Origin of the sequence: Shewanella sp. Sh95 (assembly GCF_001308045.1) — a bacterium.
Classification (GTDB): Bacteria; Pseudomonadota; Gammaproteobacteria; order Enterobacterales; family Shewanellaceae; genus Shewanella; species Shewanella xiamenensis.
Genome location: NZ_LGYY01000264.1, coordinates 21,599 through 38,289 on the forward strand (window position 1 = coordinate 21,599; position 16,691 = coordinate 38,289).

17 protein-coding genes are annotated in these 16,691 nt (G+C 45.4%); 8 read left to right on the top strand and 9 right to left on the bottom strand.

From position 1 onward, the window contains the following. The first annotated feature begins 81 nt into the window (after positions 1-81). Complete coding sequence (gene glnD / locus AEA42_RS19580; protein ID WP_055648600.1) at positions 82-2,667, top strand: bifunctional uridylyltransferase/uridylyl-removing protein GlnD; 2,586 nt, start codon at positions 82-84, stop codon at positions 2,665-2,667. A gap of 18 nt (positions 2,668-2,685) precedes the next feature. After that, complete coding sequence (gene dapD / locus AEA42_RS19585) at positions 2,686-3,510, top strand: 2,3,4,5-tetrahydropyridine-2,6-dicarboxylate N-succinyltransferase (RefSeq protein ID WP_055648601.1); 825 nt, start codon at positions 2,686-2,688, stop codon at positions 3,508-3,510. 71 nt (positions 3,511-3,581) lie between these two features. On the opposite strand, the gene AEA42_RS19590 is transcribed toward dapD, so the two are convergent. The 4 genes from AEA42_RS19590 to AEA42_RS19605 form a co-directional block, all read right to left on the bottom strand. After that, positions 3,582-5,510 carry an HD domain-containing phosphohydrolase gene (locus tag AEA42_RS19590; protein WP_055648602.1) on the bottom strand — a complete coding sequence of 643 codons (1,929 nt, stop codon included), beginning with the start codon at positions 5,508-5,510 and terminating at the stop codon, positions 3,582-3,584. A 190-nt stretch (positions 5,511-5,700) separates the two neighbouring features. Further along, a complete protein-coding gene (purU, locus tag AEA42_RS19595) occupies positions 5,701-6,516 on the bottom strand; it encodes a formyltetrahydrofolate deformylase (RefSeq protein ID WP_055648610.1) in 816 nt (271 codons plus the stop codon). 213 nt (positions 6,517-6,729) lie between these two features. Continuing rightward, positions 6,730-8,211 (bottom strand): PTS transporter subunit EIIC, encoded by a 1,482-nt coding sequence (locus AEA42_RS19600; RefSeq protein WP_055648603.1) that lies wholly within the window; start codon positions 8,209-8,211, stop codon positions 6,730-6,732. Next, positions 8,163-8,627, bottom strand: coding sequence for a flavodoxin (locus AEA42_RS19605; protein ID WP_047534629.1), 465 nt, complete (start codon positions 8,625-8,627; stop codon positions 8,163-8,165). Before AEA42_RS19605 ends, AEA42_RS19600 begins: the two co-directional genes overlap by 49 nt. 127 nt (positions 8,628-8,754) lie before the next feature. Between AEA42_RS19605 and AEA42_RS22450 the strand changes: the two genes are divergently transcribed. Then, the gene (locus AEA42_RS22450; protein WP_037416714.1) at positions 8,755-8,928 is read left to right on the top strand and encodes a hypothetical protein; all 174 of its coding nucleotides are present in this window, start codon (positions 8,755-8,757) and stop codon (positions 8,926-8,928) included. Between the two features lie 88 nt (positions 8,929-9,016). Here AEA42_RS22450 and truC read toward each other — a convergent pair whose 3' ends face one another. Both truC and AEA42_RS19615 read right to left on the bottom strand, forming a co-directional pair. Continuing rightward, positions 9,017-9,853: a tRNA pseudouridine(65) synthase TruC gene (truC, locus tag AEA42_RS19610; protein ID WP_037416711.1), complete on the bottom strand. Its 837-nt coding sequence runs from the start codon at positions 9,851-9,853 to the stop codon at positions 9,017-9,019. Further along, on the bottom strand, positions 9,840-10,160 hold the full coding sequence (locus tag AEA42_RS19615; RefSeq protein WP_055648604.1) for a YqcC family protein: 321 nt from the start codon (positions 10,158-10,160) through the stop codon (positions 9,840-9,842). The genes truC and AEA42_RS19615 overlap by 14 nt, the downstream gene beginning before the upstream one ends. A 147-nt stretch (positions 10,161-10,307) precedes the next feature. Between AEA42_RS19615 and AEA42_RS19620 the strand changes: the two genes are divergently transcribed. Both AEA42_RS19620 and AEA42_RS19625 read left to right on the top strand, forming a co-directional pair. After that, positions 10,308-11,321 (top strand): DUF3549 family protein, encoded by a 1,014-nt coding sequence (locus AEA42_RS19620; RefSeq protein ID WP_037416706.1) that lies wholly within the window; start codon positions 10,308-10,310, stop codon positions 11,319-11,321. Then, complete coding sequence (locus AEA42_RS19625) at positions 11,318-11,704, top strand: DUF3301 domain-containing protein (protein ID WP_047534621.1); 387 nt, start codon at positions 11,318-11,320, stop codon at positions 11,702-11,704. The genes AEA42_RS19620 and AEA42_RS19625 overlap by 4 nt, the downstream gene beginning before the upstream one ends. Before the next feature lie 1,831 nt (positions 11,705-13,535). On the opposite strand, the gene AEA42_RS19635 is transcribed toward AEA42_RS19625, so the two are convergent. Next, entirely contained in the window at positions 13,536-13,841 is a 306-nt protein-coding gene (locus AEA42_RS19635; protein ID WP_055648606.1) for a DUF962 domain-containing protein, read from the bottom strand. Next, positions 13,834-14,472, bottom strand: a complete 639-nt coding sequence (locus AEA42_RS19640) for a GNAT family N-acetyltransferase (RefSeq protein ID WP_037416694.1) — start codon at positions 14,470-14,472, stop codon at positions 13,834-13,836. The genes AEA42_RS19635 and AEA42_RS19640 overlap by 8 nt, the downstream gene beginning before the upstream one ends. 145 nt (positions 14,473-14,617) lie before the next feature. On the opposite strand from AEA42_RS19640, the gene AEA42_RS19645 reads away from it, so the two are divergent. Beyond that, entirely contained in the window at positions 14,618-14,851 is a 234-nt protein-coding gene (locus AEA42_RS19645; protein WP_055648607.1) for a DUF2789 domain-containing protein, read from the top strand. Between the two features lie 39 nt (positions 14,852-14,890). Here AEA42_RS19645 and AEA42_RS19650 read toward each other — a convergent pair whose 3' ends face one another. Further along, positions 14,891-15,289, bottom strand: coding sequence for a DUF3192 domain-containing protein (locus AEA42_RS19650; RefSeq protein WP_047534614.1), 399 nt, complete (start codon positions 15,287-15,289; stop codon positions 14,891-14,893). A 147-nt stretch (positions 15,290-15,436) separates the two neighbouring features. Between AEA42_RS19650 and AEA42_RS19655 the strand changes: the two genes are divergently transcribed. Both AEA42_RS19655 and AEA42_RS19660 read left to right on the top strand, forming a co-directional pair. Beyond that, a complete protein-coding gene (locus AEA42_RS19655) occupies positions 15,437-15,820 on the top strand; it encodes a hypothetical protein (RefSeq protein ID WP_055648608.1) in 384 nt (127 codons plus the stop codon). Further along, positions 15,820-16,596 carry a Zn-ribbon-containing protein gene (locus AEA42_RS19660; protein WP_055648609.1) on the top strand — a complete coding sequence of 259 codons (777 nt, stop codon included), beginning with the start codon at positions 15,820-15,822 and terminating at the stop codon, positions 16,594-16,596. The genes AEA42_RS19655 and AEA42_RS19660 overlap by 1 nt, the downstream gene beginning before the upstream one ends. The last annotated feature ends 95 nt before the right edge of the window (positions 16,597-16,691 follow it).

A 16,691-nucleotide genomic window follows, 5' to 3' on the forward strand; every position in this document is an offset into this window, starting at 1 on the left:
GACAATTGTTAAACTATCCATCAGGTCATATTGGAACTTGGTGGGTAGCAAATATTTTAACGCATCCAAACAAGGGACTCGATGAATACAGCGCTGCTAGCTAAACAATCATTAATCGAACAGAATCAAACGCTTTTAGCAAGGTTCAAGGCCAAAACCCCGATTGAAGAGCTAGTGACTCAGCGCTGTCAGTTTGTCGACTCCCTTATAAAACAGGCCTGGTTGCAACACGGCCTAGATCAATACCCCATCGCCCTGATTGCCGTTGGTGGCTATGGTCGCGGTGAGTTACATCCGCACTCTGATGTCGATTTGCTATTCCTCTTCGAGGGCGAGTTAGCTGCGGTAGCGGAAGCCGCGCTCAGCGAGTTTATCGCCTTTTTGTGGGATGCTAGTCTTGAGATTGGTCATAGCGTCCGCACCCTTGATGATACGCTACGCCTTGGGCGAGACGACATTACCATCGCCACTAATTTGCTTGAAGCGCGCTTGCTTTCAGGGCCTGAAAGTCTGTTTGACCAGCTCTACGATGCCATTCGTCAAAGCGATTTTTGGACCTCCAGTCAGTTCTTTATCGCTAAGCGCGATGAACAAACGGCCCGCCATGCCAAGGCGAGTGCCTTCGATCTTGAGCCCAATATCAAAAGTTGCCCCGGCGGCCTTCGGGACATTCAAACCATCGCCTGGGTTGCCATGCGCCACTTTGGCGCCTCACGCTTAGAAGAACTGGTGCAATACGAATTTTTAGAACCCGCCGAATTAGAAGAGTTGCTCGAGTGTCAGCACTTTCTGTGGAAGTTGCGTTTTGCCCTGCACATGACTGTCGGGCGTGATGAAAACCGCCTGCTGTTCGATGTCCAGCGCCAAGTGGCTGAGTTGATGGGATACGAAGACGCGACCCAACTTGCTGTTGAGCAGATGATGAAACGTTACTATCGCACGGTGCGCCGCGTGATGGAACTCAACGAAATGCTGCTGCAACTGTTTAAGCGGGCAACTCTTGGTCAAACGAAAGCTTTAGAAATTCAAGCGATTGACAATAACTATCAGCGCCGTGGTGCCTTTATCGAGGCCCTAAGTGACGATTTATTCGACAGCGGTGAAGAAATTGTACGTTTGTTTGTCCATGTCGCGAAAAACTCTAATATTAAAGGCATTTATGCGCCTACCCTACGCTCACTGAGACGTGCTCGCCGAGCACAGCAGCAACCCTTGCAAGAAAATCCTCAGTGCCGCCAAGCCTTTATGGAGATCTTAAAACATCCACGCGGTATTGCAGCCTTATCGCTGATGCATAAACACGGGGTGCTGTCGGCCTATTTGCCCGCATGGCGCAATATCGAAGGCCAAATGCAGTTTGACCTGTTCCACGCCTATACGGTGGATGAACACACCCACAGATTGCTCCTCAATATCGAGCGCTTCTCGCAGCCAGAACAGAAAGAAGAGTTTCCTTTAGGCTCAGTGCTTATCAATCAGTTACCGAAAAAAGGTTTGTTAGTACTCGGCGCGATTTTCCACGATATCGCCAAGGGCCGCGGCGGCGATCACAGCAAGCTTGGCTCAAGCGATGCCCTCGCCTTCTGTAAACTTCATGGCTTGAACGACCACGATGGCCGCTTAGTCGCTTGGTTAGTTGAAAATCACTTAGTAATGTCGGTAACCGCCCAGCGCCGTGATATTTCCGACCCCGATGTGGTGGCCGACTTTGCCAGCAAGGTGCGCGATGCGGTGCATTTAAGTTATTTGTACTGTTTAACCGTGGCCGATATCTGCGCCACCAACGAAAAGACTTGGAATAACTGGAAAGGCTCACTGCTGCGCGACTTATATTTTTCAACCCAAAGGGTGCTCGCTCGCGGCAAAGAAAAACCCGTTGATATTCGGGCCCGAGTACGCGAATACCAAGCCAAGGCGAAAAAAGAACTACTGCGGCGCGGCATTAAAGAAAAAGATTTAGATACCCTTTGGCAACGCTTTAAGGCCGACTACTTTTTGCGCCACCAGCCCAATCAAGTCGCTTGGCATGCTGAAGCCATCCTCAAGCATAAGCAGTTGGATGAGCCCTTAGTGCTCGTTTCAAAACACACGACCCGCGGCGGCACAGAGCTGTTTGTTTATTGTCAGGACAGACCTAAGTTATTTGCTACCGTAATGGCGGTGCTTGATAATAAAAACATTAACGTCCACGATGCTAACATCATGACATCAAAGGACAATTATGCTCTAGACACCTTTGTTATCCTCGAGCAAGACGGCGAACCCGTCAGCCAACTCTCGCGCATACAAAGTATCCGTAAAGCCCTTGAAAAAGCGCTCGCCAGTGATAACCCCAAACTGCCACGCTTTAGAAAACTGTCGCGCAAGATGAAACCTTTTAATGTTCCTACTCAGGTGAGTTTCCTTGAGAGTAACCGTCATGGTACAAGTATGATGGAACTCATTGCCTTGGATACGCCGGGATTATTAGCTAAAGTGGGCGATATTTTTTATCGCTGCAACACGACGTTGCTCTCCGCCAAGATCACTACCATCGGCGAGCGAGCGGAAGACTTTTTTATTTTGCAAACCAATGATGGCTTGCAACTCAATGAAACCCAAGAGCATACGCTCAAGGAAGCCTTGATTAGCGCACTGAGCGCCATCAACTCAGAGTCAACCAATTAACCACAACGGGAGAAGTAAATGGAGGCTTTACGCCAACGTATTGAGGCCGCTTTTGAAACGCGTGCCGACATCACACCAAGCACTGTTGACGCTAGCGTGCGTAACGATGTGCAACATGTCATCAATATGCTCGACAAGGGTGAACTGCGCGTCGCTGAAAAAATCGACGGCCAATGGCATGTTCATCAATGGTTGAAAAAGGCGGTGTTACTGTCATTCCGTATTTTTGATAACGCCGTTATCGATGGCGCCGAAACCAAATATTTTGACAAAGTGCCGTTAAAGTTTGCCGAGTATGACGAGGCCCGCTTTAAAGCCGAAGCCATCCGCGTGGTGCCTTCAGCCACTGTTCGAAAAGGCTCGTTCATCGGTAAAAACACCGTATTAATGCCCTCTTACGTCAACCTTGGCGCCTACGTTGACGAAGGCACTATGGTTGACACTTGGGCAACCGTTGGCTCATGCGCGCAAATTGGTAAAAACGTACACTTATCCGGCGGTGTAGGTATCGGTGGCGTATTGGAGCCGCTGCAAGCTGGCCCGACTATTATCGAAGATAACTGCTTTATCGGCGCACGCTCTGAAATTGTCGAAGGCGTTGTGGTAGAAGAAGGCTCGGTGATATCCATGGGCGTTTATATCGGCCAAAGTACCCGTATTTATGACCGTGAAACGGGCGAAATCCACTATGGCCGCGTACCAGCTGGCTCTGTAGTCGTATCAGGTAACCTGCCCTCTGCATGTGGCAAATACAGCCTATACGCTGCGATTATCGTTAAGAAAGTGGATGCGAAAACCCGCGGCAAAGTGGGGATCAACGAACTGTTACGTATCGTCGATTAATCGTTTCGCTACATTGCGTGATAACAAAATGCCAAGCAGCCTGCTTGGCATTTTTTATCTACTGAGTTCCGTTAAATTAAACGCTCGACATCCTGGCGTAACTTATTCGCCATCGCTATTGCACGCCAGCCGATTACGCCTATTGCATGTTGCGCCTTATTCACAACCACCAAAAACTCAGAGTCAGACTCATTAAGTTGCTGCAGCGCATCTTCTGAAGTCGCCACATCACTAATTAAAGGAACAGAATGCTCCATGATTTGATGAGCTTTTTTACGCAAAAAAGCCCTATCCTGTTCTCGCTCGGCTGCACTGCCAATGAGGGGGCTGAGCCAGTAGTCCAATAATCTTTGGGTGATAACGCCAATGAGGTGATGTTCTTCATCCTGTACAACAGCCACCTTAGCATGGGCGTGAGCAAGTAGTCGTTTAATGTCGGCTAACTCATGGTCCAAAGTGACTGTCACTACCGGGTCTAGCGCGGCAGAACCGATATGATCGCTAATACTAATTTCACGGTTAATAAGTACCTCTAAACAGGTTTCAACTATATCAGGATCAAATAAGATCCCTTTACCCGCCCGAAGCACCTCTGTCATCTTCGCCAATCCCAATGAAGGACGATAGGGTCGGTGTGATAGGATTGAATCAGCAACATCGGCAACGGCAATAATTTTAGCCTCATAGAGAATCGCTTTGTCCTTTAATCCCAAGGGATAACCCGATCCATCAAGCCGCTCATGATGCTGTAATATCATTTGTTTAATCGGCCAGGGAAATTCGACATCCTCTACAATTTCCGCTCCATGTTGTGGATGAGTTTGAATTAAGGCGTATTCTTCTTTGGATAATTTTGAAGGTTTAGTCAAAATCTGTGATGGTATTGCAAGCTTTCCTATGTCATGCACCAGTGCACCAATTTTTAGCCCCTCTAAACGCTGCGGCTCAAGCCCGAGCTTTTCACCTATAAGATAGCTTAATTGGGCCACCGACTTTTGATGCCCCGCGGTATAGGCATCCTTAAGTTCTAATGCCTCGGAAATGGCGCTGATAAGCTGGGTTAACGATTGGGATAATTGCTCCTTTTGCGCCTTAATAATTTTGGACTGCCGCGATACTGCCCGCAAACTGCGGGGAAGCTCAATCGAATGCCATAAAATACTCGCAAAAGTGAGCAATGAGCGGGCATCTTGACGACTGTAGGGGTCACTTCGCCCAACGACGCAAATAATTCCCATCAACCGATTTCGAAATAAAATGGGCACCGCTAAATAGCGTTCCTCAAGCAGTAATTTATCGAATACTCCCTGAGCATTCGCGGGCCTACCTAGGCTATTTTTAATGATGGGCTTAAAGTTTTGAGCGCATTCAAGCCAGACAAGACTTTCAGTTTCAGGAGCTTGAGTCTCTTCTTCGACAATTTCTGGCAGGTCAATCTTAGATTGAGGATATTGGGTTCTGGCCGCCAAGCTAAGCAATTTCGATTTTTCGTTATGTAAAAGAATAAACCCATACCGACTACTGCTGAGTGCGACAGATTTGGCTACCGCAACCCGGAAAACATCCTCAGGTGAAGACCTAATCACTTCTTCAATATGCTGCAACCAAACATCGCTCGCTTGGATTACACGGCGATAATCTACGTGCAATTCTTTAATTTTGGGATCTTTAAAATTTATCTCAGATAAGATCAAGTACCATCCATTTTCAGGAACTGCATGCAAAGCGAAATGCACATTTGCGCCATTATTGTCCTGTAACTGGAAGCCTATATAGCCACCGCTACGATGCTCAATATCTGCACATAAATCAGTATCAAAAGCACTGAATAACTGGCAAATAGGTTTATTAATGATTTGCGCTGCTGAGCGGTTACAGCGCTCATAAAAGGCTTGACTCATTTTCTGAACACGAAACTCTTTATCGAGTTGTGCCCAAGACAAATGCAAACCATCGGGGAGATCCATCGTTCCGACAATTAGACCGCGATTTGTTGACATCCAACCTCCATCCTTGATTAAAAATAGGAATGTAGACTCAAAAACTCATTAGGACATAAACAAAGTAAAAATCCTATTAAACATAAGGATAGCAAAGCGAATATAAGCCGCAGACTAAAACTGAAACATAAGATCCCCATCACGGTATGCGCGGGAGTATGTTGGGGATACTCAAATCAAATTTAACGACTTAAAACACAATGGTTTTATTGCCGTAAACCACCACTTGCTCATTTAACACTAATTGCAGCGCCTTGCTGAGAACACTTTTTTCAACGTCTCGCCCCGCTTTGGCCATTTCGAGTGCGCTGTAACTATGATCAACGGGGATCACATCCTGTTTGATAATCGGCCCTTCATCGAGGCAGTTGTTCACAAAATGCGCCGTCGCACCGATAATTTTCACCCCACGTTCCCAGGCTTGGCGGTAAGGAGCTGCACCAATAAAGGCTGGTAAGAAAGAGTGATGGATATTGATGATACGGTTTGGATATTCGGCAACAAAATCCGGCGTCAGCACCCGCATATACTTGGCAAGCACCAGATAGTCTGGCGCGTATTGCGACACCGCGGCCAATAACGCCTGCTCATGTTGAATTCTGTCGAGTCCTTCGTGGCTGACGAGATGAAAAGGAATATTAAACTTTTCAACAAGTTCTCTAAGTACATCGTGGTTGCCCACTACGGCGGCAATCTCAACGTTTAAACCGCCATAATACGCTTTCATCAAGAGGTCGCCGAGACAATGTGCTTCTCTAGTGACTAATATAACAATGCGTTTCTTACCCGCACTCACTAAGGTCATATGATTTGGAACGGGTAATACTTGACGCAGATCCTGCAATAATTGCTCGCTGTTAAAGTGCCCCTCAAGCTCAGTGCGCATAAAAAATCTTCCCTGCGCATTATCCACAAATTCACTGTTTTTGATGATGTTAAGCTGATGGTTAAAGCAAACACTGGTGATTTTGGCGATAAGCCCTTGGGCATCGGCGCAATCTGTCATCAGGATTTTACGTGCTAAGGCGGGTTGTGCGTTGGAAACTACATGCTGTGACTGCAAAATCTGATCTCCTCTATGGTCCCTCACTCGAGTGTGCCATAGCCAATCCGCTGATACAGCATGAAAAGCTAATTTTTTGTATTAAAAAGTGAATTTATTGTGAGTTGACTTTATTAAACACAATAAATCAGTGATTAATTTTAATAAGCTGCAATGCTAACGCCGTGTATCTAAATAACGCTGCAACACTTTACGCAGAGTTTCAGCCTTAGTGCCATAGACCACTTGCACACCTTTCCCCATCACAATCACTCCCTTCGCGCCTAGCTGACTGAGTCGAACTTTATTAACTAACTCAGGGCTATGCACACTCAAACGTAATCGCGTTAAACAGGCATTGAGTTCAACGATGTTATCGCGACCACCTAATGCCGCAATAATTGCTCTTAAGCTCTCTTTGGAGCGATTGGCGTCATAGGATTCAAGCCGCCCTGGCGTTTTTAAATTAAATGCCAGAATACTTCCCCTAAACAAAATGTAATAAATCACCGCCGTAAGCGGCCCCAAGACTGCAAACCATCCCGTATTGCGGGACAGGGAAAATAGCAAAGTGAAGTCAACCAGTCCGTGGGAAAATACAATACTATGGTGAATATCAAGCATAATGCAGACAGAGTAAGCCAAGCCCGCCAGCATGACATGGATAAGAAACAAGATAGGCGCCACAAACATAAATGCAAACTCAATTGGCTCAGTCACACCTGTTAACCAACTGGCTGCCGCAGCGGAAAGCATAATACCCGCAACACGATTTCGCTCCGAGGCATCAGCGCAGCGCCAAATGGCCAGCGCCGCTGCTGGTAATCCCCACATTTTAATCAGGTAGCCCCCCGCTAAATTCCCTGCTTGCGGATCACCCGCTAAATAACGCGCCACTTCACCGCGTACCACTTCGGCGTCCTGCAACTGATATTGGCCAACTTCTAAATAAAATGGTGCATTCCAAATATGATGTAGCCCTAAAGGAATGAGTAAACGCTCAAGCGCACCATAAACACAAAACGCAATTGCAGGCTTTTGGTAAACAGCCCAATCAGAGACTCGCTCAATCAATAAGGAGATTGATGGCCATACATGGGCGAGTACATAACCTAACCCCATTGCCAACGGAATGATCAATAAAGAGGCGCTACGCCGCCCTTCGAAAAAGGAAAAAATCGCTGGCAGGCGAATATATTGGCTCCAACGCACCGCAAAGCAAGTCACGCCGCCAATCAGCATGCCGCCAGCAATCCCAGTATCTAAGGTATCCATGCCAAGAACTAACTGAGTTGGCAATTGGTATAGGTCAGCTAAAGCAGCCAAGGTTGCTGTCAACACCCCATAGCCAAACACCGCGGTAAATGCAGCAATCCCTTGATCTCGACAAAAACCAATCGCCACCGCCACCGCAAACAAAATCGGCATAATCGCGAAGATCAGCTTCCCCACAGCCAGCATTAATACATTAAGTACTTCAGGCATAAAGGGGATTGGGCTTACCGTCAACCCCAACATAACCCCAGCCGCGGGTAAAATGGCAATAGGGATTAACAGCGCTTGGCTTAAGCGCTGAGCAAATTTAAACCACTGCTGAGTGACCAAATGGCCTAAGCGGCGCGCTCGGATTTGACGATTTGGTTCCAGCTTTGCAGCCATTTTATCGCTTCGACCTCAGGTTCCATGGTTTCACAGGCGTCAATATCGAGACGCTCCACAACGGCTTTTGCGCCTAATTCACTCAGCAATGCATCCACTGACTTGCCTGCACCACAAAAGGTATCGTAACTTGAATCTCCCAGCGCAATAACACTGTATTTCAGCTCTGGCAAATAGGGAGCTGTTGTTTGGAGATGATAAAACCAAGGCTGGATATCATCGGGTAAATCCCCCTGCCCGGTGGTTGAGGTGACAACCACTAACAGCTCATCCTGTGGTGGTGTAAATTGGCTAATTTCATTCGGTTGCCACAATCTGGCTTCATAACCAAGTTCTGTCAGCGCTTTTTCTAAGGTTTCGGCGGTAAATTGTGCGCTACCATACACAGTGCCAAAGATCAGATTAACTTTTTTCATGATATACTCCGTCCCACATGCGTAAACGCAACTCAGCTGAAGTTACTTTATTGTTATGCTTTAGGGCAAGCAACAAGGTAAAATTTTATAAATTAAATCAAGTTATTGAGCATGAGGAACTAAACTGATGCGACAGAGCAATAGGCAAAAACACCTCAAGCACCAACATAAAAGCACTCAAATTAGACGTAAACATTACTTTCATGCCGCACAGCAAAACCTGCAAACGCCACTTAAGCCCACCACGGGATTTTCAAGCTTAGTCACCTTAATGCAAGAACTAAAGCTAGCGAGTAGCTAAGCTGTTAACATCAGGGCCAACAGCAAGTGAACAGACCACACTATCTTAGTCACGCAAATAAACACGTGGCGACCTAATACATTTCAGCTTAACCCGCAATCAATATGCTGGGTGTGGAAGATAATGCGCTATCATCCCAACCTAGGCGAGCAAAAACGGTTTCCCATTCAGGCTCAAGCTCTGTTTCAATGCTTAAGCGCTCATGGGTTATCGGGTGAGTGAAGGTTAATTTTTTCGCAATCAGCCATAGTCGATTGATGTCAAAATGGGTTCTAAAAAATGCATTTTGCTTACCATCACCATGGGTGGTATCACCAATAATCGGATGACGTAAGTGCGCCATATGGCGTCTTAGTTGATGCTTGCGCCCCGTTTTAGGACTCAGTTTAACTAAAGCAAATCGACTCGTTGCATAACGTCCTGACGGATAGGGGATTTCAGCATTGAGTAGCGGTTCATATTGAGTCACCGCTTCTTGGGCTGCTTTATCTTGATTTGAGAACTTATCCGCCACTTCATCCAATTCCACCTTGAGCGCATAATCCAATACACCACTCTCGTGCATATTGCCACGCACCAACGCTAGGTACTGTTTTTCGATACTATGGTCGGCAAATTGTTCGCAAAGCGCGTTAGCCACTTCACTATTTTTGGCAAATAACAACACGCCAGAGGTCGGTCTATCTAAACGATGTACCGGAAACACATGACACCCCACCAGATCGCGTGTTAATTGCATCGCAAAAAAACGTTCACGGCGTGCCAAATAACTGCGATGCACCAGCAATCCCGCAGGTTTGTGGATAGCAACGAGATGCTCGTCTTGATATAAAATGTGCAGTTCAGGCGCGGCTTCTACATCATCACTATCGGTATTCAATTGCTTACTCTCTGGTATATCTAACCAGATATCATCTTGGTTCATTTAACAATATATCCAATTCATTTAAGACACCGATTAAGGGTGCTAATGTCGCCTGCTCAGACCACACATGTTCAGCCATAGGCGCAATGGCAATTTGGCTAGGCAAGGGTTGTCCAGCATCGATCAATGCTTGCATTCGCGGGATAAAGATAAACTGTAACCATTGTTCAAACGACATAAGATCGCAGGCAAACGGCGCAGTACTGGCCATCGCTTTATCACTTGGCGCATTGGCCGACCAAAGTCCAACACCTTGGAGCTCGTGAATAATTTGGGCTAATTTTATTTGAGTTTGGCTGTAAAGCATCAATGTAACGTCCTTTAGCTCGCTGTCACTAGAAGATAACGCTCAGCGACAGGGGGCGATAAAAGTGTGGCAATCATACCATCGTGAACAACTTCCCCCTATAATGTCGCCAATTTATTGAGCCTTTTTGATTGATATAGCAGCCAAATGACTGAAATTACTACGCTTAGCCAATTTTTAACGACAGCCAAAACCCAATTCCAAGTCTATGAACTGGGTCGAAGGGTACAGCACATCGATATGTTGGCCTTCCATCAAATCGAATCTCTAGCCACACCTTATCCCTACCCTATTCAAGGCCATGCACAGTTTGCCATTGTTTTTTGGAATGAAAGCCAGCAGCATTTTATTTGGTTCCTCAAGCTTCCTTTAGATGAGCAAGGCCTGCTCTCGCCTGCACCCCGTTCACAATTTATTGAAATGGTGCTCACGGCACTGGGACAAGATCCAACTCAGCCATTAACCGATGAACAGCAGGATCGCCTCGCCAATAATCCATTTAGTTTTAAACCTAGCCAAGAGAAACTAGCGTTATTCAACGCCTTAGTGCGTAAGCAATTAGGGTTAAAGGCATCAATCCAATATGAATTTGCCATGCAATACTTATCAGGCCAAATTGCTCCGAGTGAATGGCAACATATTGGCCTGCAAGGTTTGAGTGATGTTTGTGTCCGTCTCAATGAATTAGATCATGAGCAACATATACTTGCCAGTTTTGACCATGCCGCCATTGAAGTGCAAATCGCTCTATGCCAGTGCCTCGAACATCTACAGTTGACTGAGGCTATTGCGGAGAAGATCTTTAGTAAGTTCATCAAGGCACCTAATGAGTACCAATCCTATTACATGCGAGCATTAGCATCACAGTCTGAATTAAGCCAACAAGCCTTAGCCCACTTACAGCATACAGACCAGCTTGATGCAAACGCCCTCATCAGTATTGCAGGTCGAAATTGGTCGATACTAAAGCAAGAGCTGAGTCGCAGTATTTACTTAGAAGCACTTGCACTTCAGCCGCAAGCCTTTTTTAATCAGGTCTTTGCTGATATTGTGGCTATTCCTAATTTACGCAATCACTTACTGCGTGAATTACGAAATCCCAATCGTAGTGTTCAACTATCACAAGCCATTGGTGGCTTGTTTAAGGCTGCAAGTAAATGATGTCAGATCTTCTGTTAATTATTGCGCTGATTGTCGTTGCCGCTTTCTTTTGGCAACTTCGTCAAATGGCAGAATTAAGCCGTATTTTTGCTGAAAAAGAATGCTGTAGACAAAAAGTACAACTATTAGCGATCGCAATGGAAACCGCTCGTCCTAGCCTTGGCGGCACTACCGGGATCTGTTGGAAGGCAAAGTATCTATTCGAGTTCAGCACAGATGGTATAAATCAATATCGTGGTCATATATGGATGCTAGGTAAAAAAATTCAAAAGATTGAATGGCCTATATTCCCAGAACCCGAATGGCAAGAAGCACCGACGACGAAAGGTAAATTTGGTGGCTGTGGGAGCCAAAGTAGTTGTAGCTCTGGCAAGTGTCATTAAGTCACTGCCGTTGACCTTTGAGCTGAATTGATCACGCCAAGCCGTATTGATAACACTCAGCCATAGCGCGGCTCAACATCTGCATCATCTGTATGAATACCAAAAAGAAAGGGCGTGCTCCTAAGATCACGCCCTTCTGTTCTTTGTTAAGCTATCCCGCTATTTTCGTGCTCCCTGCACCATCCATGCGTCAACTTGCATCCTGCATCATCCCTGTTCAATCCTTGATATCTCCCTGTACTCAAGTACATCCCTACCTCTTGGCGTTCCTTTTACCAAGCTTGCTCTTTCCTGAGCGGTTCCAGCATCATCCATGAAATAGGTTAAGTTGCTTCCTTTCTGCTGCACTCCTTGTGCCATCGCAATCCTGTGCAACTAGGCTATCTATCCGTGATAGTCTATCCTTCCGTGGTTCGTAACGCTTTCATCCTGAAAGTCTTTCCTTACCATTCCGTGAGTGTTAATCCATTAAACACTGTCCGGCCATCCTGACCGCTAACATCCTGTTGTCTCTCGCTCCCTCTGCAAATGAATCTTAGGATAGTCATGATGAAATTTGCGCTAGTTAAAATAAAAAGATAAGCCGCAATAATAACGACATAATTAAAAGCAAAACCTAACACACTGATTAAACTATATTTGATGGAATATGACGGTTTTTATCAGTCAAAAAACTTACAAATTACTTACATACTTGTGAGACATATCTCACAAAGAAACTGGCAATTTTAATCCTCTCAACTAATTTAGTTTGCTTGCCAAGAAAGACTCAGAACCAACCAAGCCGTAAATCGCCGCATAAAGGAGCAATAATCGACAATCTCTTTTATCCCACTACCGTTAAAATTATAAAAATGGACATTTTGACACAGAACTATGAACAGCCTCTAAGCGACGCCAAGTTCCATATACTTTGGTTAGTATCAACCACTAGAACCAAGCAACTCAAAAGTATCATTGCGCATTGTTATCAATGTATAAGCGGGTTGATATTAGAATCTTGATGAGCTGTGAACTGGGTGATTGGACGGATTTGCAATTCAATATTTAGAAAATGCCTGGATACAAGCTGCGGCTTCAAAAGACAAAAAAGAAAAGGGCGTACTGTGTACGCCCCATTTATTCTCTGTAAGCCATCCTGCTTATTTGTGCTCCCTGCACCATCCATGCGTTTACGTGCATCCTACAGCATCCCTGTATCCCTAATCCTCCCTGTGTTATGGCTTAACCATAACACTCAATCCTTTGACCCGGAAATCCTATTCCGGCACCAGTCACATCCTATGACTCATTCCATAATGCATCCTGCTCAATGCCTTCCATAGACGAGTACAAGCTGTTCACCCTTATACTTATCCCTTAACTCGATACATCCTGCACCGAGTACATGCTTAATCCTTAAGCTTGTCCTTTATCATCCTGAAACCTGTCGTCCTAACAAGTATTATATCCTGTATCATCCTTGACAAAGCTATCCTGCTTTTCCTTAGCCTATCCTTGGTTTATGACAGTTTTCCTACCGCCAGAGGTTCAAATCCAAGAACCTAAATTAGTTGCTTCTTGCGTCCGTTTCGCCCGTATTGCAATCCGTGCTATCCATGTGTTTTGGCGACAAATAAATTCTACGTGAATTCTGTCTTTGTTGTTCCCCCATAAGAACAACAACCCGGGAAAATCTCATTCAACCAGCAAAGTGGAATTTATAACAAATTGAAATTAAATAACTTTTAAAACTACAGATTATAAAACAATCAAAAAGAAAACATATTGTCTTACAGGCTTTGTAAGCGATCTCTCACACGCTTGTCAGCTTCTTACCGGAATATCAGATTCAATACTTTACTTTTCCCAAAAGAATTTGGACAAACATCACCCAATCCCCCATCAAGCTGTACAAAGGATATTGAAAGGTCGCAGGTCGATTACGCTCAAAGACAAAATGACCAACCCAAGCAAATCCATATCCCACAAGCGGGATCAGCATCAACAACCACCATGCGGCAGTGATAAATGCAGCTCCTAATAATAACAATACCAGAATACTTCCAATAAAATGTAGCCGCCGACAACGACTGTCTTGATGCTGGGAGAGATAGAAAGGATAAAACTCAGCGAAAGAGCGATAACGTTTATTCATCTTGTTGGCCTGTATAAAAAAGTAATTGCCCAGCCACACCACCAATAGTCAATTCACCCAAGAAAACAAAATCATGTTGTTTAAATAAATGCATATGAGCTTCCTGCGAGGTGAATACCCCAATACCTTCAAGATTTGGCTGCTCATCGCACCAACTCACTACCGCTTGAACAAGTTGATGGCCCAGCCCTTTACCTTGCTCGTTTGGCGCTAAAGCAATAAATTGCAAAATCCCACAACGCTGGCTGGGTAACAGTTCCAAAATAATCGATTCCTTCTTCATCATAGCTTGGGTCGATTGCCACCCCGTACCCAGCAACATTTTGAGCCGCCAGTGCCAATAGCGACCTTCTCCGAGTGGCACTTCTTGGGTGACAACGCAAGCAACTCCCACTAAATGAGCACCATCGAAGAGTCCGATTAAGGCCTGCTTTTGTTGCCATAGAGTATTGAGTTCTTCGCGAATTGCGGCGCGTAATTTTTGTTCGTAGGCAAATTTATCTGCGGTGGATAACGCATTAATAAAAAAGGGATCATCGTGATACGCATTGTAGATAATTGAAGCGGCCAAGCGTAAATCTTCTGCGGTGAGATAAACGGCACGATACTCATCCAAGGTTTTATTGTCCATTGTTAGAATTCCTTGATTTAGATCACACTCTTATGAGTCTTTATCAATGTATCAAGGAAACCCAAAAGTGCAAATTTTAATCATCGATTGCATTTCCTAAAGAGATGCATAACCTAGATAAAAAGCTAACCAAGGGAGAGATCGAATGGATACTACACCAATTGATTTAAGCCATCTATTTGAACAACTGGGATTAGAGAACCAACCCAATGCTATCGCGCATTTTATTGCTACTCACAAGCTAGCAGCGCAAATACATTTAACTGAAGCGCCTTTTTGGACACAAGCGCAAAAGAGTTTTCTCACCGAAGCCTTAGAGGCTGATGCACAATGGACCGAACTGATTGAGCAGCTTGATGCTCAGTTAAGAAAGCCCTAATTTTTTAGGGCGTTCAAGTGTATTTTGGGACAGTTGGGGTTAAATCTTTTGATACGCAGTGTCGCCCCAACCGACTAAAACATGGTTACTCAACACTACAGGCGTACATTCATCCTTAGTGGTTTTACCATCGCTATGGGAGTGCTGAGTGCGATAAAAGAGGACCAACACTTCTTTATCTGCTTGTCCTGCGCTTTGTTGTAAATAGGACTCGCTAAAGTCTGCTGCTCCCATTAGCGTCATCACTTGGTCTTTGCTCATGCCAAGGCTGAGCTTAGTCAGATTAGTGCGGTTTTTATCCTGTGTTTTTTCCCAAGATTCGCTGCTATCCCACTTAGATTCACCATCGCCGACATTGACCACACAACCGCTAAGACCTAAGCTTGCTAACCCTAAAAACGTGACCGCGATGAGTTTGCGATTAATATTTGCGTTCATATTATGACTTCCTGTGTACTTGTTATAAAAATTGTTAAAAAGCAAAATCAATGCCAAACAGCAATACATTGATTTATAAGAACTAAAATAACCACATCACAGTAAGTTAGTGAAAAACACGATATACATTAAGGAATTTCACTTATTATGAGTCCCATTGACCAAGTGTTAGCAGCAGCCTGCGCACTCGAAGCCAGCGGTAAAACCCCAAGCCTTGCCCTGATAAAAAGCCGCGTCGGTAACAAAATCCCCATGCCGCTGTTAATCCAAGGATTACAGCAGTTTAAATCGATACCCAAAGCCGAGCGGGAGCGTTTAGCGGCCCAATCACAGCCCGTGGTTGAAGAGACACATACCGCCGAAGCTTCGCCACTCACAGTCGCCACATTGGCGCAACAGTTAGCCCTGTTGCAACAAGGCATTGAACAAACCCTCGCGTTAAAAAACAACGAGATCATGCAACTCAGAAATGAACTTATCGAGCTGAAACAACGTGTCAGTCAACTCGAATCCCAAGGAAAATCCGCTTAATGTTTGTCACCGAATTGCGCTTTGAATGCTTTGCCGATACCACCATCAGTGCGGCAGAACGTGCCATCAATCAATTACTCGAAGCCTATCGCGCTAATGGCCAAATCCTCGGCCGCGAATTTGCCGTAGCCTTTAATGAGGGCGAATTTCGAGTACGCCTACTCACGCCGGAAAAAAACAGTTTGGCCCATCGTTACCACAGCCCTTGGGTGAAAAAAGCGCTGGCGGAATTAACCGAGGCTAAACTACTGGCGCCACGTGAAAAGTTTATCGGTCAGGATATTAATTCTGAGGTCAGTAATACTGAGCCACCCAGCTGGCAGCTGCTCTACACTAGCTATGTGCATATGTGTTCCCCCCTGCGTAGTGGTGATAACTTATTACCTATTCCGCTGTATCAAATCCCTGCGACCTTTAATGGCGATCATAAGCGAGTTATCCGCTGGCAAACCGAGTGGCAAGCCTGTGATGAGTTACAAATGGCGGCCGCCACTAAGGCAGAGTTTGCAGCGCTAGAAGAATTATCGAGCCCAAACAGTGATTTATTTAGACGAGGTTGGGATTTACGCGGTCGAATCGAATACCTTACTAAAATTCCCACTTACTATTATTTGTATCGTGTCGGAGGGCAGGATCTGCAATCTGAGCTGGCACGCCCCTGCCCGCGTTGTGGCAGCCACGACTGGAAACTCGATGAACCGCTATTAGATATGTTCCACTTTCGCTGCGAACCTTGCCGCATAGTGCTGAAGGATCCCCTCATAAATCAGCCATAGCATAGCCATATTTGAGCAACTGATTGGCGAATAATACCCAGGCCGCCAGCAATTCTTTCTCCGTGATTTGATAATCAGGCCGCCTGAGTACCTCC